Raw genomic sequence first — 26,282 nt, 5'->3', positions numbered from 1 at the left:
GGTGATCAACCCGTCTACCAGGGGTTTCTTACGTCGTCAGGCGAACACCAAGCTCGCGATCATGCTGTGACCAGCACCCCTGCCGCCTGGGGATGAAAAAGGTTCGGTGTTGCCGGAGGGCCCGGCGCGGAAGGCTTAGATCAGCAAGAGCGGGCGAGCCGAGCACCGCGGGACTCCGACACGAACAGTCCCTACGACTTGACTCTACGTAGCTATACATGTTCTATATCTCTTAGTACCTGCTCGCAGGTCAGAACCGAGAGGTCTCAACATGCTCGTCCGTCCACGCAAGGTGCTCCCGACCGTCATCACGATCTGCCTCGCCCTCTACGCCCTGAAGGACCCGGAGGGCGCGGCGACCGTGGCCAAGGCGGCAGCGCACCTGGTCATGAGCGCTTCCGAGTCGCTCGCCCGGTTCATCCACACCGCCAGCAACTGATCACCCAGGAAAGAGACCCGACAGTGGCTCACAACCCGAACCGCCCGCTCCACCCGGCACGCATGTCGCTCGCCGACCTCGAAACCGTCTGGCAAAGCAACGCCGAGACGCCGCTCCCGGAGTGCACCTACGACCCGGAGCTGCACACCGGTCCGCGACTCACGATCGAGAGCACCGAGGAGCGCGCCGCCCGCGAGGCCGTGGCGCGCGAGGTCTGCGCCACCTGCCCGGCCCTGCTGCTCTGCGAGCTGTACACGAGGCAGGCCCGCCCGACCTCGGGTATCTGGGCCGGCCGTACGCCCGCCGAGCTGACGACCCACACCACCGCACTGGAAGACATGGAGGTGGCCTGAATGGCACGCCGCACCCGTACCCGCTTCTGGGACCCGTCCGGCCACCGGTACGGCATCCCCACCTACCCGAGGAAGAAGATCCCGCCGCACCTACGCACGCTGCGCCAGCTCGCCGCCGAGGGGCTCCGGCCGGGCGGTCAGGGACCGCAGGCCCAGGTCCTGTGGTGCTCGCGCCTTCCCGGCCCGCCCCGGGTTCGCACCGCCTACCTGTACGACGTGCGGTTCGCTCTGCCGAAGCGCGCTCCGAGCCCCCGCGCAACGCTCTCGAAGGCGAGTGTCTCCCGCCGCACGTGTTCCGAGTGCCTGACCGACGTCGGCTACGTCCTGCCGCGCCACCTCGGCGTGTGCCTCGACTGTGCCGAGGAGGCAGCAGCATGAGCCGCCGCACCCTCGAAACGTCCGGACGCCCCGGGATCACCGTGCACGGCGCGAAGCTCCCGACCTACTACCAGCCCGAAGCCGGGTGTGACGGCTGGTTGGAGGCCGACCGCAAGCGCGGCATGAGTCGCAGCGGGCGCCCCACACGCGAACGCCGCCCGCGTACCGCCGAAAGGAAAGACACACGATGACCATCTACGAGACCACACCGCGCCCGCTGGCCGAGGGCGAGCGCACCGCGATATCCGCCACCGCAGCCGCCACGGGCGCTCTCGGACTGCTGGGGTTCGGCAACAGCTTCGATCGCGTCGCCACCGCGGCTGAGCCCTCGTTCGGGTGGTTCGCCTGGACGGTACCGCTCGGCATAGACCTGGGCATCGCGGTGTTCTCCGCGCTCGACATCGTCCTGGCCCGCCTCGGCATGCGTCTGAGCTGGCTGCGGTTCATCCCCTGGGCGCTGACCGCCGCGACGGTCTACCTTAACGTGGCCGCGTACCTCAACGTCTCTGGGCGGACGGACTGGTTCGCGGTCGTCGCGCACGCCCTGCTGCCGCTCCTGTGGGTCTTCGCCATCGAGGTCGGCGCCCACGTCGTACGTAAGCACGCGGATCTGACCAGGCCAGACCGCATGGACGGCATCCGCCGCTCACGCTGGCTACTCGCCCCGCTGGCAACAGTTTCCCTGTGGCGCCGCATGGTGCTCTGGGAGGTCCGCAGCTATCCCGAAGCCCTCGGGCAGGAGCGCGAACGCATCCTCGCCAAGACCGAACTCCAGGACCAGTACGGCCGACTGTGGCGGTGGAAGGCCACCCGGCGTGAGCGGGCCCTGTACCGCCTCGGCGAACTCACGCCCAAGCACACGGAGACGCCACTCGCCGTGGCGGCGGCGGAAACCCACCGCGCTGCCCTGCCGCCGGCCCCGCCGAAGCGCCCCGCGCGCAAGCCCAAGCGAGCGCAACCCACACCGCCGCCGAACGTAGGAGACCTCTTGCCCCTGGGACGACACGTAGCTGCCGACCTGATCGCACAGGGCGACCCCCTGACCCGTGACCGCCTACGCGACGCCATCCGAAGCCGCGGCCAGAGCATCTCGACCGACCGCGCGGGCGCACTCCTGGCCCGGCTCAAGGCGGAAGGCTCCACGGCCGTACCGGAAGGCGAGGCCGCCTGATGAGCCTGAGCATCACCGACACGCGCATGACCTCGGACGGCTGCCCGAACGTAGCCGAACTCCTCACCGGCGGATGGACGGTCACCGGCTACCCAGGACGGCTGTTCGACCGCAACCAGGCCATCACCGCCATGCTGCTGGCCGAACTGCTGGCGCTGACCCTGCCCGCCGACGGACGCAACGCGCTCCTCGCCCACTGCTGGCGAACCGAACTCGACATCACCGAAGCGGACGGACCGCACACGCCGACCGCCGACCCCACGACCACCGACCGCCCGGACGAAACGCGGTCCGACCGCGCATCGACCCTGACCGCTAGCTGGGACGCGGCCTCATCCGCCAAGACAACGACCGCGCCCCAGAACTCCGCCAACCACCAGGCAGCAGAGGTGCATTCATCATGACGCAGCGACCGGACGACCCCAACCACGACCCGGAGAACGACGGCACGCCCGACCGGTCCGTCCACCCGCACGATCCCGCGCCGGACGACAAGGGCGCGGAGATCGTCGATCTCAACGCCGCCCGGTCCGGCCGCAACGCCGACCGGTCCCCGTCCGAACCGAAACCCACGACGGACGACGCGGACGGACCGGTCTTGGAGGGCGAGGTGCTCCAGGTGGACCGGCCCGGTCCCGCCCGTACGGACTGGCGGGCGAGCCTGGAGCGGAAGGCGACCAGCCGACAGCCGCTCATCCCGCTGTGGCTGCGCTCCCGCGCCGAGGCCATCGAGACCGTCAGGTGGGCGAGCCTCCACTACGTGCATGTGGCCGGCTACCAGGTCCTGCGCGCCCCGCTGTATGCCGGACGGCTCACCGTCCGGGCTCCGCGCGGCCTGGTCCGCCTCGTGAGCGGCATCGTGCGGTGGACCTTCGACCTTGAGGGCGAGCCAGTACGCCTGGCCGCCGTACAGAGATCCGACTACGAGGGGTACCTGAAACTGAGCAGGCAACGAGACTCTCGCGTACGGCTGCGTTTCTGGATCACGGGAACGATCCTGGTCACGCTGCTCATCCTGGCCATCGTCGTGACCGATCAGCCGTCTGCTGCCCAGTGGGGAGCGCTCGCAGTGGCACTGGCCGTGCTGGGCCTCGTCGGCAAGCCCGCCGACCGGCCGCTGATCAACCGCGCCGTCATGGCGTCCGAGGTGGAGAAGCTGACCAGCGACATCGTCGTCCGCGCGCTGAGCGTGCTCGGCATCGCCGGCATCACGCAGGCACTGTCGAAGAACCCGAAGGACGCCATCCGCTTCGTCGCCCCGATCACCCGCGACGGCCCTGGCTGGCGAGCGGACATCGATCTGCCGTACGGCGTCACCGTCGCGGACGTGATGGACAAGCGCGACCGCATGGCCAGCGCGCTACGCCGCCCGCTGGGCTGCATCTGGCCCGAGGGCGACAGCTCCATCCACGAGGGACGGCTGATCCTCTGGGTCGGGGACAAGGACCTGTCCAAGACCATCGTGCGATCCCCGCTCAAGCAGGCCAGCTCGCACGACGTGTTCAAGGGCATCCCGTTCGGCAACGACCCGCGCGGCCGCCTGGTCACGGTGCCGCTTATCCAGCACAACGTGCTGATCGGCTCCCAACCCGGCCAGGGCAAGACCTCATCCATCCGCGAGCTGGCCGCCGGTATCGTGCTCGACCCCACGGTTGAGGCGTGGTTCCACGAGCTCAAGGGCACCGGCGACCTGGACCCATACGACAAGGTCTGCCACCGCTACGTCTCCGGCATCGAGGACGAGGCCATCGCCTACGCCGCCGGCTCCCTGGCCCTGCTGCGCAAGGAGGTCATGCGCCGCTCGGCCGCGCTCAAGGCCCTGCCCGCGGACCTGTGCCCGGACAAGCGCGTCACCCGTGCCATCGCCGACAAGCGCTCACTGGGCCTGCACCCGCTGGTGTGCATCATCGACGAGTGCCAAAACCTGTTCGCCCACGCTGAGTACGGCGACAAGGCAGGCGATGACGCCGAGTTCATCATCAAGCTCGGCCGCGCCCTGGGCGTGGTCCTGATCCTGGCCACCCAGCGCCCGGACAGAGACAGCCTGCCCACCGGCATCTCCGCGAACGTGTCCATCCGGTTCTGCCTGCGGGTGGCCGGCCAGCTCGAAAACGACATGATCCTCGGCACCTCGGCGTACAAGAACGGCATCCGCGCCACGGTGTTCGTCCCGGAGAAGGACGCGGGCACCGGCTACCTGGTCGGCGCGACCCCGATGCCCAAGGTGGTCAAGGCCGCCTACCTCAACACTCCAGAAACCCAGCTCATCGCCGACCGCGCCTACGCGCTGCGCAAGGCGGCAGGAACGCTGTCCGGGTACGCCCTCGGCGAGACGGCCGAGCTGACCGTGCCGAGCTACGACCTGCTGGCCGACATCCTGGCCGTGGTCCCACCGTCCGAGGCCAAGGTGTGGAACGAGGCCATCGTAGATCGCCTGGCCGAGCTGCGGCCCGACATCTACGGCCCGTGGGCGGCACTGGAGGGCGGCGCGAAGACAGCCCAGCTCACCACCGTGCTCAAGCCGTACGGCATCCGCACCTTGCAGGTGTGGGGCACGCCGGAGGGCGGCGGCAAGGGCGCCAACCGCATCGGCATCACCCGTGACGACATCGTCACTGCAGTCACCCAGCGTGACAGAGGCAAGGCTTCGTAGCCCCGTCGAGCGCCTCTAGACCTAGAGGCATGCCCCTCTAGGTCTAGAGGCTCCCCTAGAGCCCGAAATGGTGTTCTACCTGGCCTCTAGCGCCTAGACATCGACCTGCGGAAACCCTGGAAACGGCCCTGGAGGCCCTCATGACTACTGTCATCGCCCTTCTAGCAGCCTGCCTACCTTTCATCACTTTGAGTTACATCATCGTCTGCCTGGCGTGGCCCTGGGGCCGCTGCACCCGATGCCGCCCCGGCGGCAAGAACCGCACCTGCCGCGCCTGCGATGGCACCGGCAAGCGGCCACGCCTCGGCTGGCAGCTCTACGTCTACGCTCGCCGCCTCCACCGCGACGGCAACCACTGATGCCGCCCAGCACCCACGGCATCACCTCTCAGGAGAGCCACATGCACGACCTCACCCGCTACGCCCTGGCCGCCGTCGCCCGCGGCTGGCACGTCTTCCCGCTCACTCCGAACGACAAGCGCCCGCTGCCCGGCTTCACCGCGTGGGAACAGCACGCCACCACCGACACCGCACTCATCCGCCACATGTGGGCCCGCGGCCCGTTCAACATCGGCATCGCCTGCGGTCCGTCCAACCTCGTCGTCCTCGACCTCGACGTGCCCAAGCCCGACGAGCGCCCGCCCGCCGACTGGGCGAAGCCCGGCATCAACGACGGCGCGGACGTCCTGGCCTCGATCTGCGAACAAGCCGGCCAGCCGCTCCCGCTGGAGACCTTCATGGTCGCCACCCGACGCGGCGGCACCCACCTCTACTTCACCGCACCGGCCGATGCCGACCTGCGCAACAGCGCGGGCAAGCTCGGCTGGAAGATCGACACTCGGGCGCATGGCGGCTACGTCGTCGCCCCCGGCAGCCACGTCGCCCTGCCGGACGGCAGCGGCTCCTACGACGTCCTGCACGACCAAACTCCGCCTGTGCTCCCGACCTGGCTCACCGAGCGCCTCAGCTCTCCCCCGCCGTCTACGTCCACCACGTCTGCGGGGGCTGTATTGGCCGCCAGCGGCGGACACCGGGCAGCCGGATACGCCCTGGCGGCACTGCGCGGCGAAGTCGAACGAGTCCTGGACGCCGTCCCCGGCACCCGCAACGACACCCTCAACCTCGCCGCGTTCGCTCTGGGGCAGCTCGTCGCCGCCAGCCTGCTCCCGCGCAATCTCGCCGAGGCATGTCTCCACAATGCCGCCGAAGCCATCGGGCTCGACTTCCGCGAGGCGTTCAACACCGTCCGCTCCGGGCTCGACAGCGGCCTACGCCGTCCAAGGAGGGCAGCCGCTTGACCGCCAACGGACGCCCCACCGCCGAGAACATCCTGAGCAGCCTCGGCGCTGCCCAGCAGCTCACCGACCTGCACAACACACCCGCACCATGGGAGGCGCCCGCGCCTCTCGGCCAGCGCGGAGAACTCCCGTCCTTCCCGGTCCACGCACTCCCGGCCTGGGTCGCCGACCACATCAGCGCCGTGGCGGAGGAGACGCAGACGCCCCCCGACCTGGCGGGCTGTGTCGCCCTGGCCGCGCTGTCCACCGCCGCCGGCGGGCGCGCGGTGGTCAACGTCCGTGGCTCCTGGGTTGAGCCGGTGAACCTGTTCGTCCTGGTCGCCATGCAGCCCGGCTCACGCAAGTCCGCCGTCTTCCGTGCCATGACCACCCCACTACTCCACGCCGAAAGCGTCCTGCTCAGCAAGGTCGGCCCGCAGATCACCGAGGCCGAAGTCGCCCGCCGCCTAGCCGAGGACCTCGCCGAGAAGGCCGCCCGCGCGGCCAGCTCTGCACGCGGCGAGGCAGCCACGGAGGCCATCGCTGAAGCTCAGAGTGCGGCCCTGGCCGTCGAAGGCATCAAGGTTCCGGTCAAGCCCCGACTCATCGCCGACGACGTCACACCCGAAACCGCCTCCACCATCCTCGTCGAGCAAGGCGGCCGCCTGGCCGTCCTATCCGCCGAAGGCGGCATCTTCGCCACGCTCGCCGGCCGCTACTCAGGCGCACCCAACCTGGACCTGTTCCTCAAAGGCCACGCCGGAGACCCGCTCATCGTCGACCGGCGAGGCCGCAGCGAACGCGTCGACCAAGCCGTCCTGACCATGGGCCTTGCCGTACAGCCCGAGATCGTCTCCGACATCGCCACCATGCCCGGCTTCCGCGGAAAGGGCCTGCTCGGCCGCATCCTCTACAGCCTGCCGAAAAGCAACGTCGGCTACCGCAACGTCGACTCACCCACCGTCCCGGACCACATCGCCGCCCGCTACGACGCCAACCTGCAACGCCTCACCATCGACATGCACGACTGGGACGACCCCGCCCGCCTCGTCCTCGCGCCCGAAGCCGCCACCATCTTCACCGAACACCGCCGTACTACCGAACGCCGCCTGCGCCCGGACTCCGGCGACCTCGGCCACATCACCGACTGGGCAGGCAAGTTCGACGGCGCGGTCATGCGCATCGCCGGACTCATCCACCTCGCCGACCGCGTCGAAGACGGCTGGCGCCACCCGATCACCGCCGACACCGTCAACGCCGCCATCACCATCGGCCAATACTTCATCGCCCACGCGCTCGCCACCTTCGACGCCATGGGCGCTGACCCAGATCTCGAAGCCGCCCGCGTCGTCCATGCCTGGCTGCAGCGCACCGGCACCATCCGCTTCACCGTCCGTGAAGCCTTCACGGCCCTGCCGCGCAACCGCTTCCGCAAGGTCGCAGAGCTAGAAACGCCGCTCGACCTCCTGGAACAGCTCGGCTGGATCCGCCGCGAACCTGAGCCGTCACGCACCGGCCCCGGCCGTCGCCCGTCCCCGGCCTACGCCGTCCATCCCAGCCTCCACCAGCACGCCGCTTGAGAAGGACCGCCCTTTGAAGACAACAACCCGCACCGACGAAAAGCTCACCGTCGCCGAGGTCTGCGCCGAACTCAAGATCGCCCGTTCCACCTTCTACGACTGGCGCGCCAAGAAACAGGGACCTCGCTGTATCACCCTCGCCAACCGCGAACTTCGCATCCGCCGCTCCGAACTCGACCGCTGGCTCGACGCACGAGAGGACGCCGTCTGATGGGAAAGATCACTTACAGCGTCCGCTTCTGGGCCATCAAAACGTACAAGGGCAGCAGGGTTACCACCCACACCGTCCGGTGGATTGTGGAAGGCCGCGAGTGGAAGGAGCCTTTCCGCACCCTGGCCCACGCCGAGAGCTTCCGCGCCCAGCTCATGACCGCTGCCCGGCAAGGTGAGGCGTTCAGCGTCGCAACAGGGCGCCCCATCTCCTGGCAGCGCGAGGAAACCGTCCTCACGTGGTTCACCTTCACGCTGTCCTACGTCGAGGCCAAGTGGCGATACGCCTCGCCCAACCACCGCCGGGGCATCGCCGAAGCCCTCACCGACGCCACAGAAGCCCTACTGACCAAGGACAACGGCGGACCAGACACCGACACTCAACGCGCCGCTCTCCGCTGGGCATACAGCGAACGCGTACGGAACGCGGCCGAACCGCCGGCCGAGCTCGCAACGGCACTGCGATGGCTGGAAACGAACACAGTGCCCATGACTGCATTCGAAGAACCAGGCAAGGGCGCCCTCCTCACCCGCGGCATGCTCGACCGGATCAGCCGAACCAAGGACGGCAGGACCGCCGCCGCGAACACGGCGAACCGCAAGCGCATGAGCCTCAACAACGCCATGGAGTACGCCGTGGAGATCGGCGCCCTGTCCTCCAACCCTCTCAAGGCGGTGAAGTGGACGAAGCCACGTACGCTCACCAGCGTTGACCCAAGAGTGGTGATCAACGTCGAGCAGGCACGACGCTTCCTCGCCGCCGTCCAGCGGCAGGGCGCGCGAGGCCAGCGGATGAAAGCGTTCTTCGGCTGTATGTACTTCGCCGCCCTCCGGCCGGAAGAGGTCGTTGACCTGCGACAGGAGCATCTCGTCAGTCTGCCAGTCACCGGCTGGGGCGAGTTGCGGCTGACGCACGCCGAACCTCGCGCCGGCAGCCGCTGGACCAACAGCGGCAAGGTACGTGAGCGCCGCGCACTCAAGCATCGGGCGGAGGGCGAGACCCGCGCCGTACCTATACACCCAGAACTCGGCGAGATGCTCCGCGAGCACATCCAAGAGTTCGGCTGCGGCCCCGACAACCGCATCTTCATCGGCCCTCGGGGCGGCCTCATGACAGATCGCGCCTACCTGAAGGTCTTCCACGAGGCCCGCGCAGACGCGTTCACTCCGGCGGAGGCCAGGTCGCCCCTGATGGTCGTCCCCTACGACCTACGCCACGCATGCGTATCCACGTGGCTCAACGCAGGCGTCCCCGCACCCCAGGTTGCCGAATGGGCAGGCCACAGCGTCAACGTCCTGCTACGTGTCTACGCCAAGTGCGTTCACGGCCAGCAGGCCGAGGCAATGCAGCGCATCTGGAACGCGACCAAGTCCTGAAATCAGCCGTGCCAGGCCATAGCTGACCCCGGAGCAGGGCCGCCGCGCTTAGTCCCGTAGCTGTCAGGGCCTCCCTCTGGTGACCACAGTGGCGCCAGAGCTAGCGGTGCTCCACTTACGCACTCCGCAGTAACTGCTCACTCTCCGCCTGCAGCAGCCGCGTAATCCATCAGTGCTCTCTCAAGCAGGGCGGTGGCGAACTCGGCGGCTGGCTTGAGATCGTTCTCGCTCAATGTGAGGGTCAATATGTAGCCGCCACGGATACGCTCAGCGCTCTCGGGCTCACTCAGCCGCAGGAGGGGCCATGTGCGACCATGTGCGAACGCCGAAGTTTCGCGCCATCTGGCCCTCCCGGTTCCTCGCGGCATGCTGACGGCTTCCGCCGCATATGCCACAGCGTCCGAGTACGTGAACTTCGTGTTCAGCGCCTGAGGTCGAAGGCCAAGGTTGTTGGCTATCGTGATGAGCTGCGCGGCCCGAGCGCGTCCGTTCAGGGCAGGCGACTGGGGGACAAAGCCAAGGTCGTCCTCCCATTTTCCACGCTCAGCGAGATCATGATGCCAGACGCGCAGTGCTCGTTCCTGTCGGTGCTTCCGATTGGAGTCGTCGAGAATCCACACAGCGACGGAGCTTGGTTCTATAACTCCTCGTAGGAGCGTCCAGGGCGCAGCATTCGTTACTACACGAGCACGGGTAACGAGCAGTTGCAACGTCAGGGCATGATCGAGAGCGGCTCCGATTGCATGCATGACGATGCTGGAGGTGTTGTACCCATCCATGCCAACGTCATCTTGCGCCAGCGAGCTGCTAGCACCGATCTCCCCTAGGCCAAAGCCCACCCGCTCACTGCCCTTGTCCGTCAGCGACTCGCCGATTTCGAAGAGGGGCGCGAGGAAGTCGAGGTTTCCCTGAGTCACGACATGTAACCGTACGCCCAACTTCCGTCAGTCGCCTTCTATTTTGCTCGTCACCCACCGTCATACCAGCGCAAGCTGGCGTATGGGGGGACCCCGACCTGGCATTCGATCTGGCGAGGAGAGTCACGCACTCATTGATGCACTTCTGTAACAAGCGCCGGTAAGCGCACCGCCAACCGCATCCAGTTCCGGGTGCGTCAACATCTGGCAGCCTTCCGTAGGAGTCGCAAATGCCGCAGCACGGCTCCACCGCAAGGGTCTCCGTCCGGATATCCCGTAGGGCCCACCGACGGACCACGTTGAAGATCCACACGCTCGAGGACTCGCAGGAGAGCCTGGCGAACGTGATTGGCTGCTTCTGCGGCATGTTCCTGTACCTGATGGAACACTCCGCGTAACGATCCTTCAGACGGCAAGTGGAGCGTTACGAGGTCGCAGGAGCCCCAACTTAAGGAGCGGGCGGGCTATGCGGACATACCCACGCGCGCAATCAGAAAATTCGAACTGACTTTCGCCACAGCTCTAAGGCCGACCGGTAGCCCATGAGGCCACCAAGCAACTACCGATTGCGGGCCGTAACGAATACCATCTACACACGTATATACAATCGAGCCCTTAATCATACCGAGGAAAAGGACCGCATGGATCTCGATCGTCAGCCCGCAATGGACCCTGGCAGCGCATTTGAGCAAACATGCTGGAATATCCTTCGCCGTCGCTATCCACCGGAGAAGCTTGCCTACATTCCGGCGGAAATGGGAGGCGACTGCGGAATCGAAGGATACTCTACGGACGGCATTGCGTACCAGTGTTATGCAGATCGAGATTCCTTGACTCTTCGCCATCGAACAGACAAGCAGAAAGGTAAGTTGTATGATGACACCGTGAAACTAAAGAAGTACGCCACTCGACTCGAAGGAGTTCTCAATGGGTTGATCATTCAACACTATTTTCTCATGGTTCCCGAGTATCATGCTGCCGATCTCATCTCATACGCCCATGATCGAGCAGCAGCAGTGCGCGGCTATGGCCTCAGCTTTATCAGCGATAATTTCGCCATTCATATCAAAACTCTCCAAGACTACCCGGCCGAACTGCGGGCTGCGCTGAAGGACGGGGCGGCCAAGGCTTCGATCCCACCACCTTCAATTGATATCGCCGAAGTCGTGCCGTTTCAGGTGGAGAAACCCCAACTGGTCACCGTAATCGAGGGCAAGTTGGCGTCCATCAGGAGTCGCAACCCTAATGCCAACCTAGACGCCCTGCGCGACCGCTTCATCCATGCTTTCCTACAGAAAGAGGAAGTCATGGCCGCCTTACGCGAATGGCCAGACACCTGGGAAGCGATAGAGCGTCGACGCCAGCTGCGTGAGGAATATTTGGAGCTTGAGAGCGAGCTGAGTCCAGACGACCCTAAGTCGCGAATCCTAGTGCTTGTGAAGACATATCAGGCAGAACTGGAGGCAAATGTAGCCGGCCTACGTGAGCCTGACGCTCAAAGGGTTGCGATGGGACAGGTAGGGGACTGGCTGATGCGTTGCCCCCTTGACTTCCGGGCGGCATCGTGAACGCCTCCCAGCCCTCAGACATAGAGGACCTTCTGAACATTCCTTATCACTTCACGAGGCAGCCTGACCCTGTCCCTCCTGCGCTGCGACCAGAACGCCGTGTGCCACTGGTCCTCCTTTTAGTTGCTAAATGTCACGGATCCGGCGCGAGCTGGAAGGTTCTACAGCTTCTAAGTTGGGCGATTCGAGATCGGAATCACATCGCGCTCATGATTGCCCTGTTGAGTGGCCGTGATCTCCCAGATCGGCCGGTAGTTCGTTTCGAACCTGCGTTAGATCGCGCCCTCGATTTAGCAGTAGGCCACGGATTCCTTGAACAGAAAGCTGCGCGTACCTTCAAGCTGACCCCAAATGGCAAGAGGCTAGTGCAGTCGATCACCTCTACAGATGCTTTCGCGAAAGAGCGTGAGATGCTATCCCTGATCCCTGGGAAGCTCACTAGAAAAGACTCTGACCGAATATACGAATGGCGCGCGATATGAGCAGACTCCGCTTTCGTCATCTCCAGCTGCGCGCTGAAACAGGTCGTGGTAGATTCGGCGCAGATATTGCTCTGCATGATGGGCTCATGGTCCTGTGGGCAGATAATTCGCGTGGCAAGTCCACGGCTGTACAAAGCTTATTGTTTGCACTCGGCCTTGAACGCATGATCACTGCGCGACCAACAAACGCGGTGACATCCGCCATGCGCGATAGGCTTATTTACGACGCCACTACAAAACAAGAGACACCTGTGTTGTCATCATGGGTAAGCGTCGAGATTGAGGGCCAGAATCGGAGGATCGCGACTATAACACGCTGGATCAAGCACGATGAATACAACTCGAGTTTGATGAGAGTTGTTGAAGGTCCAGCTATATCTTCCCCCGGAAACTACAATGGATATGACCTGTACGTGGGTCGCGCAGGAGCTGCAGCGAACCCGAGGGGCTTCCATCACTGGCTTGCGCAATTTATCGGATGGGATTTGCCGGCGTTGCCGGGAGCTGATGGCCGTATGTCCCGGCTGTACATGGAGCAAGTATTTCCACTTTTATTCGTAGAGCAAAGACGCGGGTGGGGCGGCATCCAAGCCCAGATGCCCTACTTCTCAGGCATAACCGATGTACGGCGACGTTCCATTGAGTTTCTTTTGGATCTAGAGGTTGGCAAGATCGAGGCCGAGCGTCTGCGCTTACGCGCGCAGGAAAAAGAACTTCAGGACGAGTGGCGCTCGGCTGTTCGGTCGTTCAAGGAAATCATCCGAGGCAGCGGACTCATAACTGCGCGTTTGCCCGAAACACTCACGATTGCTTGGCCCCCAAATGATGCTCCGTTCCTGGCCGAAGGGCGAGAAACAGAGTGGATTTCTATGAGCGACTTGTTGTTGCAACTCGAGGCCGAGCATCGAGAGTTGGAGGATGCAGTAGTACCCCGTGTAGCCGATATAGAATTCGGGACCGAAGAACGCCTTACGACTGCCCTTCGTGAGATTGACGGCGTGCGCGAAGCAGGCGAGTATCTTAGGGATGATATTCTGCGCGATCGCAACGAGTACCACGCGCTGCAAAAGCGCTTAGACGCATTGAGGGAAGACCTTCGACAGCATCAAGATATCGTCACCCTACAACGTCTCGGTTCAACTGATATAGATCGACTCCATGGCGACTGTCCTGTCTGTCACCAAGAACTTCCAGCCTCACTTATCGGCGCCCCATCGCCGATCCGCACTCTGAGCCCAGAAGACACTGTTTCCTATATAAAGCAGCAAATCGAACTTTTCGAAGTGATGGCGCGGGACACCGAGAGGACACTGACCGCCAAGGAGGAGCGGTGGGCAGCCATGCGTTCCAGGGCTTCAGAACTCAACTCCCTTGTCAGGGCTCTACGCGCAACCCTTAACACACCTAGCGGCACTCCATCTATCGAACTGATAACCCGCCAGGTTCAGCTTCGTGCGCGCATCGATCGGCTACGTTCATTGAACGAAAGATTCCTGGAATTGATTGGAACTCTAGACCGAGTCGCCGCTAATGGCAGGCTGATCCGTGCCGCCCTCCAAGACCTGCCTACAGACAGGCTGTCTGCCGCCGATCGCGAAAAATTGAACCGATTGGAGAGTTCCTTCGTTCAGCAACTTCATGCTTATGATTTTGGGTCATTCTCTGATGAGCGACTGCGCATCTCTGACATAGACTATCTTCCTAGGCGTGACGATTTTGACTTGCAGGCCGACATCTCAGCCTCAGACTCAATTAGGGTGATTTGGGCATACCTCTTGGGCTTGTTAGAGGTTTCCAAGAAAATGGAGAGCAACCATGTTGGTCTCCTAGTTTTGGATGAACCAAGACAGCAGAGCGCAAAACAAGTCTCGTTCAGGGCTCTGCTCGAACGGGCGTCTACGGACGCTAAGGATTGCCAGATTATCTTCGCGACGTCTGAGGATCTGGCAACTTTGAGACGAATGCTCACCGGCCTTCCTCATTACTTGTACGCAGTTGAAGACTACGTTTTGAAGCCGGTGGCTGAATAGAGCTCTGCGTGGTTCAGTGCCGACAGCTACAATCGTTGGAGTAATTCCCACGGCTCTTGCCACTGTCGTAGCAGAGTGAGTGTCCCGCGGAGCGGTGGGCTTTGGGGCGCCGGCGTGGCTGCCGAGATGTAGGAGCTATCGGCGAGATCTTCGGTGTGTATCGCCAAGTCCTCACTGAAGGGGTTCCCGCCGATGGCCGTGTTGGAGTATGCCGTATCCGAACTGTAGGAGGTACTGCGCACCAGCGACGCCGTTGATCTGATTCCGCGAGTCGCTCCGGATCGTGCTGCAGGAGCTCATCGACGCCTAGGCGAGCAACGTGAACGGCGCCGCCCGCTGCGAACGCACCAACTTGCGAGTCAACGAACGAAACGGCTCGCGGCCGCAGATCCTGGCGGCTTAGGCCGGTGATATCGACCTGGGGATCCCCAAGCTGCTCAAGGGGCCGTCCTTCCCGCTGATTCTCGACCCGCGCCGCCGCCAGCCGGGTGGCAGAGCGGTCATGACCAGATCGCCCCGGTTTGTCACGGCGTGAGATTCAGTCGCAGATGTAGCGAGGCTGTCGTTGGGTGGGCCCTCTTCGGGTGAGGAGGCCAACCATGCCGAGGCTGACGGCCCTGGGTGATCGCCTTAGAGATGGCGGGATTGCGCTCGTAGTCGCGGGCCAGGTCGCAGCAGGCGGGTCAACCTAGCCAAGGTCCGTAGGTGCACAACCCCCAGGGGTAGTTCGGAGACAGACTTGAACGCCACCATGCTCTGGAGCTTGGCCGCGTATTGGCCGTGAGAAGCCGTAGACCAACAGTTCGGCCATGGCCTTCCGTACCGTGACGAGAGCGACGGACTGCTCCACGTCGCCCACGTCGTCGCCGTCCCCGTCCAGCAGGCCGACAGTGCCACAGCCCTCGACATCTACTTCCACCCGGACGGTCTCCGCATAGGGGCTCATAGCGGCGAGCGTAGAGCCCGCCACCGACAAACCGGCCAGTTCAGCGCCGATCTCAGAACATCAACCTCATCGTCAAGAACGCCGCCACGTTGGCTGGGCTTTGCCGCTTCGGCACCTACACTGGCCACGAGCTTGCGCGCGGGCGGCGCCGCCTCTGCCTTCATAGCAGGAGGTCCCGCTGTCAGCGATCGCCGCCACGGCCGCTGGACCGACGGCTCTCCCGTCATCGCCAGCCACATCCGCCGGGCTCACAATGGAACGACACCCGTTTGCGGTAGCGGGCTGCAGCGCCACGTCCCTTCTCTGCATGTGGGCAGCAGGTCAGGGAAATGTCAGTAGTACCAGGAATAATCTGGTTGAGAAGGGGAGGTGCGATGTCCCGCGACGTTCCAGACCTCGATCATCAGTCCTTGCCTTCGCCCAATGGCTGCCGTTGGTGTGGCGTGGATGAACGCGATCATGCTCAGCGGTGGAAGCCACCTGTCGGCTGGCACCGCTGGGCGGAACCCACGTCCGATCAGCGCAAGGAGCGCATGCGAGAGCGCCGAGATCGGCGTGCTCGCCGTCAGGACCCTGATGCCCGCGCTACTCCGCTTGTCGCGTGAGCTCTGCGAATACCTCTCTGAGCTGGGTGGGTACCTGCTCGGGGCGAGTAAGCGACGAGGCCAGTCGGTACATCATCTCCGGCTTGCCGCCGGGACCCGCCTCGCTTTCTCGTTGAAGTAGATCTTGAACGTCCCTGCTGAACTTGCCGTTCCCACGGAGGGCTTTGAAGTCTTCGGCATACCACTGCCCTGATGTTCTGGGCCAGATAGTGTTGGCGGCCTCCGCCCACACCTCATCGTCGAAGAGTTCTTCAAACTCGTTCAGCTTCTGTGGCTCGCCGAGAAGCTTGACAATGTTGTCGTGGGCCTGCCCGAAACGCCCCCGGAGCCGGTCCGGCTTGAAGATCGCCAGATTTCTGCTGTCAGCGTCGATCATTAGCATGACCGATCGCTGATGCTCGACCAGATAGCTGGCCAGGTGCAGGGCGCCTTCGTTGTTGTTGCACGCCCACAAGGCGATGCCAGCCGCTTGTAGTGCGAGCCCCTCTGACAGACGGAACAACACCGGGATGGCCTGCTGCTCTGATGGGCCTTCGACGGCGAGGAAGACGCGCTCGTGCAGCAATACCGAGTTCCTTAGTCCCAGAGATGCTGCCAGGTGCTGCAGATGCCGGTCTATGGCGCCGTGCTCGTCGGTGCCGAGCCGTTCCATGACAGTTCGGCCCCCGTCGTCCAGCTTGAGGTTGACCACATCGGCGATGTCGACGCCGTCGATCAGGTTCATGGAGTGCGTGGCCACCATAACGCCAACGTGAGTGAGTGCGCTCTGCTCTCTGATCAACTGCATGATCTTGCGCTGATAGCCGTAGTCGAGGTGCGTGTCGGGCTCGTCATAAACAATGATCATCTGAGGTCGCGAGGGGACAGGCCCTTCCGTCGCATCCGTGGTCTCGGCGGCGAGGTCCTGCTCGGCCTGGAGAAACTCGCTTGTCCACTCCCAGATCGCCAGCGAGATCCGCCGGGCGCTGCCCTGTCCCGAGCGCTCCAGACCCACATGCTCCCCGAAAGCGCGAGCAATGCGCAGCGGAGCGGCTTTCAGCCCCTGAGAGAAGGAGACCTCAGGCTCGACGAAGACCTCCTTGAGGTCGGGGCACCGGCTCAGGATGTGGTCACACAACGATTTGGCGTCTGCCCGCAGGCTCTCTTTGACCTGGGTCTGGATCTCGTTTAGCTGCCCCTGCAGAGTTTCGTCGGACAGGTGAGTCTGAAAGCAGCTCTGCAGTACCGAGCGCACCGCCTCGTTGGGCTCAGAAGATCGTCCATCGAAAGGCAGCACGGTGGGCATGCGGGATTCCAAGTCTGGAGGAGCCTGCACCCATCCTTCAGGGCCGGAATGGAGGGCCGCGTACTCGCGCAGGGCCTGCTCGATCTCCGCCTTCTTGGTTCCGGACGGGGGCAGGCCGAGCTCCTTAGCCAATGCTCTGAGTTCAGGCACCTTGTACGAGGACAGATCGCGCAGGCGCTCGTCAAGCGGAACCGGCAGCCAGCATTCCAGGCGCGACACGAGGTCTGCGCCCGCCGAGCGCCGCAGTCGAATGGTGGCTCCGAGTCCGAATCTCTCCTGCTCCCACTCGTCGAGCGTGAACACGCCTTCGACCTCGGTCGACTCGCATCGCGACAGGCAGTCCGCCGACGACAAGTAGGTGCGGTCGTCATCTTCCAGGGGGCATCGGCCGACCAGGTAGCTCAGGGCCGCGAGGATCGCGCTCTTTCCACCGTCGTTGGGGCCTGCCAGGATCGTCGGCTTGCTAACGGGAATGCTGTCCAGCCGCAGCAGGGAGCGGAACCCCTTGACGGAGAAGCCAGTAAGCAACACGCGCTGTGAACTCCGATCGTGGGGAGGAGAGGGAGAAGTTTTGCGATCGCCTTTGATATCGGCGATAGCCACTCGAACCTCAGATGCAACATCGTAGAACGCCTATGCAGTCGAACGCTCAAGCTTTGCTCGACACGCCGGAAGGCTGAACTACACAACACTCTCGAAGGCAACAGCTCATGACTGAGCGTCCACGGATCATCGTGGCCGGGGCCGGCATCGCCGTCGCTGCCGCCACCGTGCCAGCCAGCGCACCAGGGGGATCGACGCTGCCGAGACGGGCGAAGAGGGCGACGAAAGCAGTCGCTGCCTGGAGGCCGTCGGCGGCCTCCCCGAGACCGACGCACTGGCCCGCCACCTGTACCCGCAGCTGGAAGCAGGCATGGGTGCACGGCGCCGACGGCAGCGTCCGACTGGCCGGCCCCTACTGCCTGACCGCCGCCCGCACGGCCCCAGAGCGGCCGTGCGGGTGCGCACCTGCACCACCGACGGAGACGACAAGCACGTCACCGACCCCGCCCGACACTGTGCCCACGACCCCGCCACCTCAGACGCTGCACAGCGCCACCGGCAAGAACCTGTGCCTCACCGCCAGCGGGGCGACGTCCACGACGCTAACCCTGCAGCCCTGCGACCAGCGTGGAGGTGTCCATGCAGACCATCTCCACCATCACTGACAAGGTGCTGGACGGGATGGCCGAGTGGCAGAACCGGCCGCTCGATCCGATCTACCCGGTCCTGTTCATCGACGCTATCCACGTGAAACTGCGGAACGGCCAGGTGGCCAACCGGCCGGTCTACGTGGCGATAGTGGTCACCGTCGACGGCGAGCGCGACATCCTCGGGCTATGGGCCAGCGACGGCGGTGAGGACGTCAAGTTCTGGCTGCACGTGCTGATTGAGATCAAGAACCGCGGCTGTTGGTGATGTGTTGTTGATGGTCTGCGACGGCCTGAAGGGGTTGCCGCAAGTCGTCGTACAGACGTGCGTGGTGCACCGAAGCCGTAAAGAAATAACACGATGCTTCCGGATTGATGGTTTGATGCGGTGGTATGGCCGTTCCGAGCGAGGTCCGCGAGCAGGTGGGCTTGAGGTTCGAGGTGTTGCTGCCTCATTTGAACGAGCGTCAGCGGCGGTTGCTGCTGGCTGCCGAGGCGCGGCTGCTGGGCCATGGCGGGGTGCGGGCTGTCGCCGAGATCGCTGGGGTCAGCGAGTCCACGGTCCGCAAGGGCGTGTTCGAGCTGGAAGGCGGTGAGGACCCGTTCCCCGATGGGCGGGTGCGGCGGCCGGGAGGCGGTCGTAAACAGGCTGGTCAGCTGGACCCCGAGCTGGTGAGCGCGTTATTGGCGTTGGTGGAGCCTGATGAGCGGGGTGATCCGATGTCGCCGCTGCGGTGGACCACCAAGTCACTGCGGAACCTGGCCGAGGAGCTGACTCGGCAGGGGCATCAGGTCTCGGCGCCGACGGTCGGCAGGCTGCTGCGGGCCAGTGGGTTCAGTCTCCAGGGGAATGCCAAGACATTGGAGGGCAAGCAGCATCCGGACCGGGATGCCCAGTTCCGCTATATCAACGAGCAGGTCAAAGAGCACCTGGCGGCCGGGGAACCGGTGGTCAGTGTGGATACCAAGAAGAAGGAGTATCTCGGCCGGCTGCCGATGGCGGGGACGCAGTGGCGGCCCAAGGACGAGCCCGTCGAGGTGGAGGACCACAGCTTCTTTTTCACTGGCCCGGACATTCAACATGCGATTCCGTACGGGATCTACGACCTGGCCGCAGACGCCGGCTGGGTGAATGTCGGTGTCGACCACGACACTTCGGCGTTCGCCGCCGCGTCGATCCGCCGCTGGTGGCAGGCCCGCGGCTGCAGCGACTACCCGGACGCAACCCGGCTGCTGATCACCGCGGACGCGGGTGGTTCCAACGGCTACCGGTACCGTGCTTGGAAGACGGAGATGGCCGCGTTCGCCGCCGAGGCCGCCCTGGACGTCACCGTCTGCCATTTCCCGCCGGGCACTTCCAAATGGAACAAGATCGAGCACCGGCTGTTCTCCCACATCACGATGAACTGGCGCGGTCGGCCGCTGACCAGCCACGAGGTCGTCGTGAACACGATCGCCGCGACTCGCACCCGGACCGGGCTGACGGTCCAGGCGGAGCTGGACACCGGCAGCTACCCGACCGGCGTGGCGGTCACCAAAGCGCAGGTCGAGGCGCTGCCGATCGAGCGACACGCCCACCACGGCGAGTGGAACTACACTATCCGAGCGACGACCGGTGAGCCCGGCATCCTTCTGGTGGGCAAGGCCGGGACACAGGCCCGGGCTGATGCGCTGGCGCTGCTGGCCGATCCGAGACTGACCGGGATGAGCCGCACTGAACTCGACGCACTCGCCGCCCGACTCGCCTCCGCTCAAGCCGCCCGGACCGAAGAACGCCTCTACCAGCAGCGCGGCGGACGGCGCCGCAAAGCACAAGGTGACCACGGGCGCCGGCTGTTCAGCGACGCCGACAGAGTCCTGATCACCGTGGTCTATCTGCGGCAGGTCTGCTCCCAGAAAGCGCTCTGCGAGCTCCTGGCGACTAACCCCGTCACCATCGGCCAGGCCGTGAGGGAGACCCGGAAACTCCTGGACCAGAAGCACATCGTGCTCGCCACCACCAGCCTGGCCTTCGCCACCGCCACCGACCTGCACAACTATCTCGAGCACGGGATCACCGTCGGCAGGTCGCCGCTGCCCGAGGCATTGTCCGATCCGAAGCTCACCGGGATGAGCCGCCAGCAGCTCCACCAGCTCACCGAGCGTCTGGCGCTGCCACACGCAGCCGCGGTCGAGCGTCGCCGCCACCGCCAGCGCGGCGGTGACCGCACCCCGGGAACTCGTCGAGGAGTGTTCAAGCAGAAGCTCACCGATCCCGAGCGCATCCTGGCCACCGTGCTCTACCTGCGCACACTCTGCACCCGCGAAGTCCTCGCCGAGGCATTCGACCTCAGCCGCGGCACCATCAGCAACGCCATCGCAGAAGTCGTGCCGCTTCTCAAGGAAGCCGACATCACCATCGAACCCGCAAGTACCCGATTCCGGACCGCCATCGACATGATCGCCTCCGTCGAATCAGGCAGCGAGCCCACAACACCGACCGAACCGCCGTGTTGATTCTTTACGGCTTCACCTGCTGCGCGCATCGTTCCGGTATGCCGCCCACCAGCATTGGGACGCCATCGCCAAGACCCTCAAGCCGATTTATACCGCCCCGACCGAGGCGGCCGCGCTCGATCGGTTCTACGAGTTCGCCGGAGTCTGGGGCGGCAAGTATCAGGCGATCGTGAAGTTGTGGGAGGACTCCTGGGCCGAGTTCGTGCCCTTCCTCAACTTCGACACCGAGATCCGCCGGGTGATCTGCTCGACCAACGCCATCGAATCAGTCAACGCCCGCATCCGGTGCGCAACTCGTGCCCGTCAGCGAGACCACCGGGGAAGTCAGTCCGACTGTGAGTGACACCGTCCTGTCGCGCTCACTCCTCCCTCTGGGGCCCACCTAGCCACTACTGCGCAAGACGATGGGACACCTCCAGGCGTGGCTGGCCTGAAAACTTAGCCGCGTATTGGCCGTGAAGGGCCATAGAACACCGGTGATCGCCGTAGACGACCGGACACAAAGCGAGAGGCCCGTCACCGCGTTTCCGCTGGTGACGAGCCTCTTCAAGCTGGTGTGGCAGGTGCAAGGTTCGAACTTGCGTAGGCTGAGCCGACGGTTTTACAGACCGCTCCCTTTGGCCACTCGGGCAACCTGCCGTGCCATCCGCTCTCGCGGCGACATCAGAAGAATAGCGGACTTCCGAGGTACACGTGACACCGGTTTGTCCCATGCCGGATCCCGCCTACCTGCTCCACCGAAACGGTATTCGCCCCACCATCGACCGAACCGTCCCTTTGAGCGGCCCCGCGTCCTTGACCTGCGGCGACGGCTTGCCAAGCACCAGGGCGCCGAGGAGGTCGCAGAGCGGGGCTAGCTCTGGCCTACCTTGAAGACGAGCAGGCGATCACCCGGAATGATGTCTCTGAGCTGAGCAAACGCGTTTCGAGAAGGCGGAGGGTCCGGCCCGATGCGGTTCGCCTGTTTGAAGGTGGTCGCGTTCGTGCTGGCCAACCAGCGCTGCCGAGGCTCGTACGGTGAGGATGAGCTTCGCGCGTCAGTAGGTGACAGTCGGCGCCGGCCCCAGGCACCCGCGCAATCCCCACCAACACCATCGAAAAGCGCCCTAATCGGGAGGCGACGCCGATGATCCTTCGGTGTGGCGCGTGGATCAAGGCCCGGCGCCCTGCACGACGCGCCGATGCTGGCTAGGCTCGTACGCTGGGGTCCGCGTTCGCAGAGGGCGCGTTTTCGAGGTCCGCAAGATCTGGAACCGGATACCGCCTAATGCTTACGCAGCGAGAGGATGTGCGTTTTGGCCGATTCATCTTTCGACATCGTCAGCAAGATCGACCGCCAGGAGGTCGACAACGCGCTGAACCAGACGGTCAAGGAGATCGGACACCGCTTCGACTTCAAGGGCACCGGGGCCAGCATCAGCTGGTCCGGGCAGAGTATCGAGATCAAGGCCAACAGCGAGGAGCGGGCCGGGGCCGCGCTCGACGTGTTCAAGGAGAAGGTGGTCAAGCGAGGCCTCTCCCTGAAGATCATCGACGCGGACGAGCCCAAGCTGTCCGGCAAGGAATATCGCATGCTGGTCTCGCTCAAGGAGGGCATCGACCAGGAGAACGCCAAGAAGATTTCCAAGCTGATCCGCGACGAGGGACCCAAGGGTGTCAAGGCGCAGATCCAGGGTGAGGAACTTCGGGTCAGTTCGAAGAAGAAGGACGATCTCCAGGAGGTCATGTCCCTGCTCAAGGGCAAGGATCTGGACATCGCCCTGCAGTTCGTGAACTACCGGTAGCGGGCGCCCCGCCGTACGTCAGAGATCGCGCAGGGCATATCCGGGGCACACGGCGAGCGCGCTGTCCACAAGGGCACGCGTTTTCTCCTGTGCCTCGGGCCTCCGCCCTCCATAAACGCCGCCCCTACATGTGTGCTGAGCGAGGGTGAGCCGCACGGTCTGCGCTGAAGCGCCCTGGTGACGTGGTGGAGGTCTACCAGTGCTGGCGGGCCCCGACGACGCTCGATGCCCGACTCACCGCCTCGCCAGGCCGCCGGGCGCCGTATCCGAGGCCTCGCAGTGATCCAGATATGCCAGGGTTGGCGTAATTGGGCGAGCGAAAGGTGAGGGTCTTGGCGTTATCGCGTGTTGTGGCCGGTCTGGCTGTGGGTGTGCTGGCCGCCGTACTTCCTGCGGGCAGTCCCGCCGCCCAGGCGAGCGCCGCGTTACCGCCGTGTCCGCAGATATTCGGGCATGGCGGCTACCCCAGCGGCGCCAACGGCGCCGACACCTGGAACCGGGATCAGGTACGCCAGCCCAACAACCCCACCGCCATCCGGAAGTACAAGGGCTGGGGTGCGGCAGGGGTCGAGGCGGATCTGCAGCTCACCAAAGACGGTACGAAGGCCGTCATGTGGCACAACACCTCCACCTGGGGCCTGAGCGGCGCCAAGAAGAACATCACCGACATCTGGTGGGCCGCCGGCGACACCGCGCTCAAGGGGCGGACGATCAACCGGGGCATCTTCAAAGGTGAGACCGTCTCCACCTTCCGCGAGTGGCTGGCCGCCATGAAGACCGACGGCATGATCGGGCTGGTCGAGATCAAGCCCGAGACGCGGCAGTTCCTGCTCGGCGCCGACGCCACGATCAAGTCGCGGGCGTGGGCCGAAGTCCTGGATCCGGTCAAGGAGCGATACGGGTCGCAGGAGATCATCCTGTACTCCCATGATGCCGGTATCGCGGCCGAGCTCAAGAGACGCGTCACCGCCGCGGGCCTGGCGCGGGTGCTGACCGGCGGGCCCATCTGGCCGGAGGTGACCAAATGGGAGGAACCGCCGCCCTCGTGGAAGCTGAACGAGAGCGCGTGGCAGGCCGCGCTCGATCGGTCGACCAAGCGGGTGGCGACCGACTACACCTCCCAGCTCAGCGCGTGGCTCAAGGGGAAGTGCCAATAACTGGTCATCGGCCGGCCGACTCGTCAGGGGCGTCACCATGACCATGCTCGTTCACGTCACCGCGGCCAAGAACACGCGGTCGATGCGGCGCAGCGGCATCCGTGCGGTGAGCGGTGGGCATGACGGGATCTCTGCGGGAGAGGTGTTCACCGCGCCAGGGACAGGAGGTGGAACGCGCCTCGGATGATGGACTGGCCTTTGGTCGCCACGTCCATCGTGTCGGGTGCGGTGGTGGGGTCGGACACCATGAGGCTGGTACCGCGAGCCTGCCCACCCCGGCCAGCGCGGCGTTGAGTCCGTCCGGCCCGCCGCTCGCGTCCAGCAGGGCCGGCGCCAGGCGCTGACGGATCTCACTGTCCGGCAGCGGAGCTCGGGCTGACGCGCCCAGCAGCCAGTTCAGCTGTTCTTCAGCGGTCTTGGAGGAAGTATCCGCCGCGGTTTCTTCGATCATTGCCGTGCCCCTCGTCCAAATGTCGAGTCGGTGTGGTCAGCGCGAGGTGCCAGCCAATCGGCGATGTCGGCGACGACGGCCGCGTCGACGTGCTGCGGCGACTCGTATTCCGCGGGAGTGGACGGGCCTGAGCCGGAGAAGAACAGGTGGTTGTCGGCGTCGTGGACGTGGATCGTGACGTCCGCCCGGTGGGCAAGGCCTGCTTGCCAGCGGGCGAGGTCGTCGGCGACGGTCACCTGGTAGTCGCGGCCGCCCTGCAGGATGAGCATCGGCTTGTTCAACGCCGCCGCGGTCGCCACCGGGTCATAGCCGCGCAGATCCAGCCAGTACGCCCCCGAAAAGCCGAACGGCAGGTCGGCGGCGGGCGTGTCGGGCGACAGGTCGGGGCTGTCGACCATCGCGGCCTGCCGCGTGATCATCTCGGCGGCGGCCTGCGCGCCGGGGTCCAAGGAGGCGAGGTAACTGACGACGCGCACGGCGGCCTGGTGCATCGGCTGGGCGTCACCGGCCAGCAGCACCAGACCGGCCACGGACGGCTCGGCGGCCGCGACTCGCGGGGCTACCTTGCCGCCCATGCTGTGGCCGGCGACGTACACCCGGGCGGCATCCACGTTCGAGTGGCGCTGCAGCAGGTGGATGGCGGCGACGGCGTGCGGGACGTACTCGTCGGTCATCGTGAAGTCGGACTGACCGGCGTGGGTGTAGGTCACCTTGTCGAAGCGCAGCACCGCCACGCCACGACTGGCCAGCCCCCAGGCCAGGTCCTTGAGCGGTTTGTTGGGGCCGCTGGTCTCGTCCCGGTCGAACGGTCCGCCGCCGCTGAGCAGCACCACGCCGGGCCACGGGCCGCGCCCGCGCGGCAGGCTCAATGTCCCGGGTACGGCCAGCGCGTCGGAGCCCACGGTGACCTCGTGCTCGTCGAAACTCTTACGACGCGCGTACGGCGGCGGCGTCCATTGCTCGGTGAGCGGGGGCGCGAGCCGCAGACCCTGCAGCAGGCCGGTCTCGTCGACCGACATGACCACCGTCAACCCGCCCCGCTCGCACGTCACCGGCACGCTCACCCGGGTCAGCCCCGCCTTGACCGGCTCGCTCACCGGTGTCCCCAACGCCGAGATCGGCCCGATCCTGGAGATCAGGCCCTCCCACTCGGCGCGCAGCGCCTCAGCGGACACCACCGCTCGCAGCGGCGGGGCAAATAACCGCTCGATGTCCGCGAAGTGCCCATTCTCCGCCATTTCGACGACCGCCGTGGCGGCGGCCGCCGGGCCCATTTCCACCATCATCACGACACCAACCTTTCTACTGTTTTGCGAACGGTAGCACAGCATGAGATCGTTGTGCGGATGGAATCCTTGGAGCTACTGGCACATCCGGTACGACTGCGGATCGTGCACGCGATGCGCGGCGGGCGCTCACTCACCACCACTCAGCTGTGCGCCCGGATCCCCGACGTCTCGAAAGCCATGGTCTATCGGCACGTCGACCTGCTCGCGTCCGGCGGAATCCTGGAGGTGGCCGACGAGAGGAGGGTGCGTGGCGCGGTGGAACGCCACTACCGCCTACGCCTCGACCGGGTCACCGTCGACGCCGACGCGCTCGCGGCGCTGTCGCCCGACGACCACCGGCGCGTCTTCGCCACCTCGATGGCGGTCCTGGTCGCCGAGTTCAACGCCTACCTCGACCGCGAGAACGCCGACCCGGTCGCGGATCTCGTCGGCTACCGGCAGCACGCCATCTGGCTCAACCGCGGCGAGCTGGAAGAGATGATCAACGGGCTACGTCGCGTACTCCTGCCCCTGCTGGCCAACCAGCCGACGCCGGACCGCGCGCAATACCTGCTCAGCCCCCTCTTCTTCCCTCTCGAACAGCCATCCGCCGACTCCGAGTGAAGCGCCGGCCCACCGCAAGCCGGAGAACGCCCGCATAGGCTC

At 64.9% G+C, this 26,282-nt stretch carries 21 protein-coding genes, 1 tRNA gene and 1 pseudogene; 19 read left to right on the top strand and 4 right to left on the bottom strand.

Annotated elements, in window-relative coordinates; all coding sequences use genetic code 11:
* Positions 1-271 precede the first annotated feature (271 nt).
* The 11 genes from AB0B64_RS27770 to AB0B64_RS27720 all read left to right on the top strand — a co-directional run bounded on the left by AB0B64_RS27770 (position 272) and on the right by AB0B64_RS27720 (position 9,437).
* Positions 272-439: a hypothetical protein gene (locus tag AB0B64_RS27770; RefSeq protein WP_271279008.1), complete on the top strand. Its 168-nt coding sequence runs from the start codon at positions 272-274 to the stop codon at positions 437-439.
* 23 nt (positions 440-462) lie between these two features.
* The gene (locus tag AB0B64_RS27765) at positions 463-792 is read left to right on the top strand and encodes a WhiB family transcriptional regulator (RefSeq protein ID WP_358180671.1); all 330 of its coding nucleotides are present in this window, start codon (positions 463-465) and stop codon (positions 790-792) included.
* Positions 793-1,170 (top strand): RRQRL motif-containing zinc-binding protein, encoded by a 378-nt coding sequence (locus tag AB0B64_RS27760; RefSeq protein WP_358180668.1) that lies wholly within the window; start codon positions 793-795, stop codon positions 1,168-1,170. It begins immediately after the preceding gene.
* A 187-nt stretch (positions 1,171-1,357) separates the two neighbouring features.
* On the top strand, positions 1,358-2,341 hold the full coding sequence (locus AB0B64_RS27755) for a DUF2637 domain-containing protein (RefSeq protein WP_358180665.1): 984 nt from the start codon (positions 1,358-1,360) through the stop codon (positions 2,339-2,341).
* Positions 2,341-2,745: a hypothetical protein gene (locus AB0B64_RS27750; protein ID WP_358180662.1), complete on the top strand. Its 405-nt coding sequence runs from the start codon at positions 2,341-2,343 to the stop codon at positions 2,743-2,745. Before AB0B64_RS27755 ends, AB0B64_RS27750 begins: the two co-directional genes overlap by 1 nt.
* Positions 2,742-4,994, top strand: coding sequence for a cell division protein FtsK (locus AB0B64_RS27745; protein ID WP_358180659.1), 2,253 nt, complete (start codon positions 2,742-2,744; stop codon positions 4,992-4,994). Before AB0B64_RS27750 ends, AB0B64_RS27745 begins: the two co-directional genes overlap by 4 nt.
* A gap of 188 nt (positions 4,995-5,182) precedes the next feature.
* A complete protein-coding gene (locus AB0B64_RS27740; protein ID WP_358180657.1) occupies positions 5,183-5,353 on the top strand; it encodes a hypothetical protein in 171 nt (56 codons plus the stop codon).
* A 41-nt stretch (positions 5,354-5,394) separates the two neighbouring features.
* A complete protein-coding gene (locus AB0B64_RS27735; RefSeq protein ID WP_358180654.1) occupies positions 5,395-6,291 on the top strand; it encodes a bifunctional DNA primase/polymerase in 897 nt (298 codons plus the stop codon).
* Positions 6,288-7,850 (top strand): YfjI family protein, encoded by a 1,563-nt coding sequence (locus AB0B64_RS27730; RefSeq protein WP_358180651.1) that lies wholly within the window; start codon positions 6,288-6,290, stop codon positions 7,848-7,850. Before AB0B64_RS27735 ends, AB0B64_RS27730 begins: the two co-directional genes overlap by 4 nt.
* 13 nt (positions 7,851-7,863) lie before the next feature.
* A complete protein-coding gene (locus AB0B64_RS27725) occupies positions 7,864-8,061 on the top strand; it encodes a helix-turn-helix domain-containing protein (protein WP_358180649.1) in 198 nt (65 codons plus the stop codon).
* A complete protein-coding gene (locus AB0B64_RS27720) occupies positions 8,061-9,437 on the top strand; it encodes a tyrosine-type recombinase/integrase (protein ID WP_358180646.1) in 1,377 nt (458 codons plus the stop codon). The genes AB0B64_RS27725 and AB0B64_RS27720 overlap by 1 nt, the downstream gene beginning before the upstream one ends.
* A gap of 137 nt (positions 9,438-9,574) precedes the next feature.
* Here AB0B64_RS27720 and AB0B64_RS27715 read toward each other — a convergent pair whose 3' ends face one another.
* Positions 9,575-10,354 carry a hypothetical protein gene (locus AB0B64_RS27715; RefSeq protein WP_358180643.1) on the bottom strand — a complete coding sequence of 260 codons (780 nt, stop codon included), beginning with the start codon at positions 10,352-10,354 and terminating at the stop codon, positions 9,575-9,577.
* A gap of 641 nt (positions 10,355-10,995) precedes the next feature.
* On the opposite strand from AB0B64_RS27715, the gene AB0B64_RS27710 reads away from it, so the two are divergent.
* Together AB0B64_RS27710 and AB0B64_RS27705 are read left to right on the top strand one after the other, a co-directional pair.
* Positions 10,996-11,922 carry a hypothetical protein gene (locus AB0B64_RS27710; RefSeq protein ID WP_358180641.1) on the top strand — a complete coding sequence of 309 codons (927 nt, stop codon included), beginning with the start codon at positions 10,996-10,998 and terminating at the stop codon, positions 11,920-11,922.
* Between the two features lie 478 nt (positions 11,923-12,400).
* Positions 12,401-14,434 (top strand): hypothetical protein, encoded by a 2,034-nt coding sequence (locus AB0B64_RS27705; RefSeq protein ID WP_358180638.1) that lies wholly within the window; start codon positions 12,401-12,403, stop codon positions 14,432-14,434.
* 1,531 nt (positions 14,435-15,965) lie between these two features.
* Here the strand turns inward: AB0B64_RS27705 and AB0B64_RS27700 are convergent.
* Positions 15,966-17,873 (bottom strand): AAA family ATPase, encoded by a 1,908-nt coding sequence (locus tag AB0B64_RS27700; protein ID WP_358180635.1) that lies wholly within the window; start codon positions 17,871-17,873, stop codon positions 15,966-15,968.
* Between the two features lie 573 nt (positions 17,874-18,446).
* Between AB0B64_RS27700 and AB0B64_RS27695 the strand changes: the two are divergent.
* The 3 genes and pseudogenes from AB0B64_RS27695 to AB0B64_RS27685 all read left to right on the top strand — a co-directional run.
* Positions 18,447-18,777 (top strand): annotated as a pseudogene (locus AB0B64_RS27695) (transposase); the annotation flags it as partial.
* Positions 18,778-18,853: 76 nt separating this feature from the next.
* Positions 18,854-20,956, top strand: coding sequence for an ISAzo13 family transposase (locus AB0B64_RS27690; protein WP_358180632.1), 2,103 nt, complete (start codon positions 18,854-18,856; stop codon positions 20,954-20,956).
* Between the two features lie 16 nt (positions 20,957-20,972).
* On the top strand, positions 20,973-21,299 hold the full coding sequence (locus AB0B64_RS27685; protein ID WP_358180696.1) for a transposase: 327 nt from the start codon (positions 20,973-20,975) through the stop codon (positions 21,297-21,299).
* A 214-nt stretch (positions 21,300-21,513) separates the two neighbouring features.
* Here AB0B64_RS27685 and AB0B64_RS27680 read toward each other — a convergent pair.
* Positions 21,514-21,595: transfer RNA gene (locus tag AB0B64_RS27680), tRNA-Tyr, on the bottom strand.
* A gap of 647 nt (positions 21,596-22,242) precedes the next feature.
* Between AB0B64_RS27680 and AB0B64_RS27675 the strand changes: the two genes are divergently transcribed.
* A complete protein-coding gene (locus AB0B64_RS27675) occupies positions 22,243-22,740 on the top strand; it encodes a YajQ family cyclic di-GMP-binding protein (RefSeq protein WP_357954907.1) in 498 nt (165 codons plus the stop codon).
* 332 nt (positions 22,741-23,072) lie between these two features.
* Positions 23,073-23,897, top strand: a complete 825-nt coding sequence (locus AB0B64_RS27670) for a glycerophosphodiester phosphodiesterase family protein (RefSeq protein ID WP_358180629.1) — start codon at positions 23,073-23,075, stop codon at positions 23,895-23,897.
* 447 nt (positions 23,898-24,344) lie between these two features.
* On the opposite strand, the gene AB0B64_RS27665 is transcribed toward AB0B64_RS27670, so the two are convergent.
* Positions 24,345-25,634 (bottom strand): alpha/beta fold hydrolase, encoded by a 1,290-nt coding sequence (locus AB0B64_RS27665; RefSeq protein WP_358180693.1) that lies wholly within the window; start codon positions 25,632-25,634, stop codon positions 24,345-24,347.
* 60 nt (positions 25,635-25,694) lie between these two features.
* On the opposite strand from AB0B64_RS27665, the gene AB0B64_RS27660 reads away from it, so the two are divergent.
* Positions 25,695-26,240, top strand: a complete 546-nt coding sequence (locus AB0B64_RS27660) for a helix-turn-helix domain-containing protein (protein WP_358180626.1) — start codon at positions 25,695-25,697, stop codon at positions 26,238-26,240.
* Positions 26,241-26,282 lie beyond the last annotated feature (42 nt).

It is taken from the genome of Nonomuraea sp. NPDC049129 (assembly GCF_040648495.1).
Classification (GTDB): domain Bacteria; phylum Actinomycetota; class Actinomycetes; order Streptosporangiales; family Streptosporangiaceae; genus Nonomuraea.
Note: the sequence above shows the minus strand (reverse complement) of the source record. Positions and strands in the feature narration are given on the sequence as shown.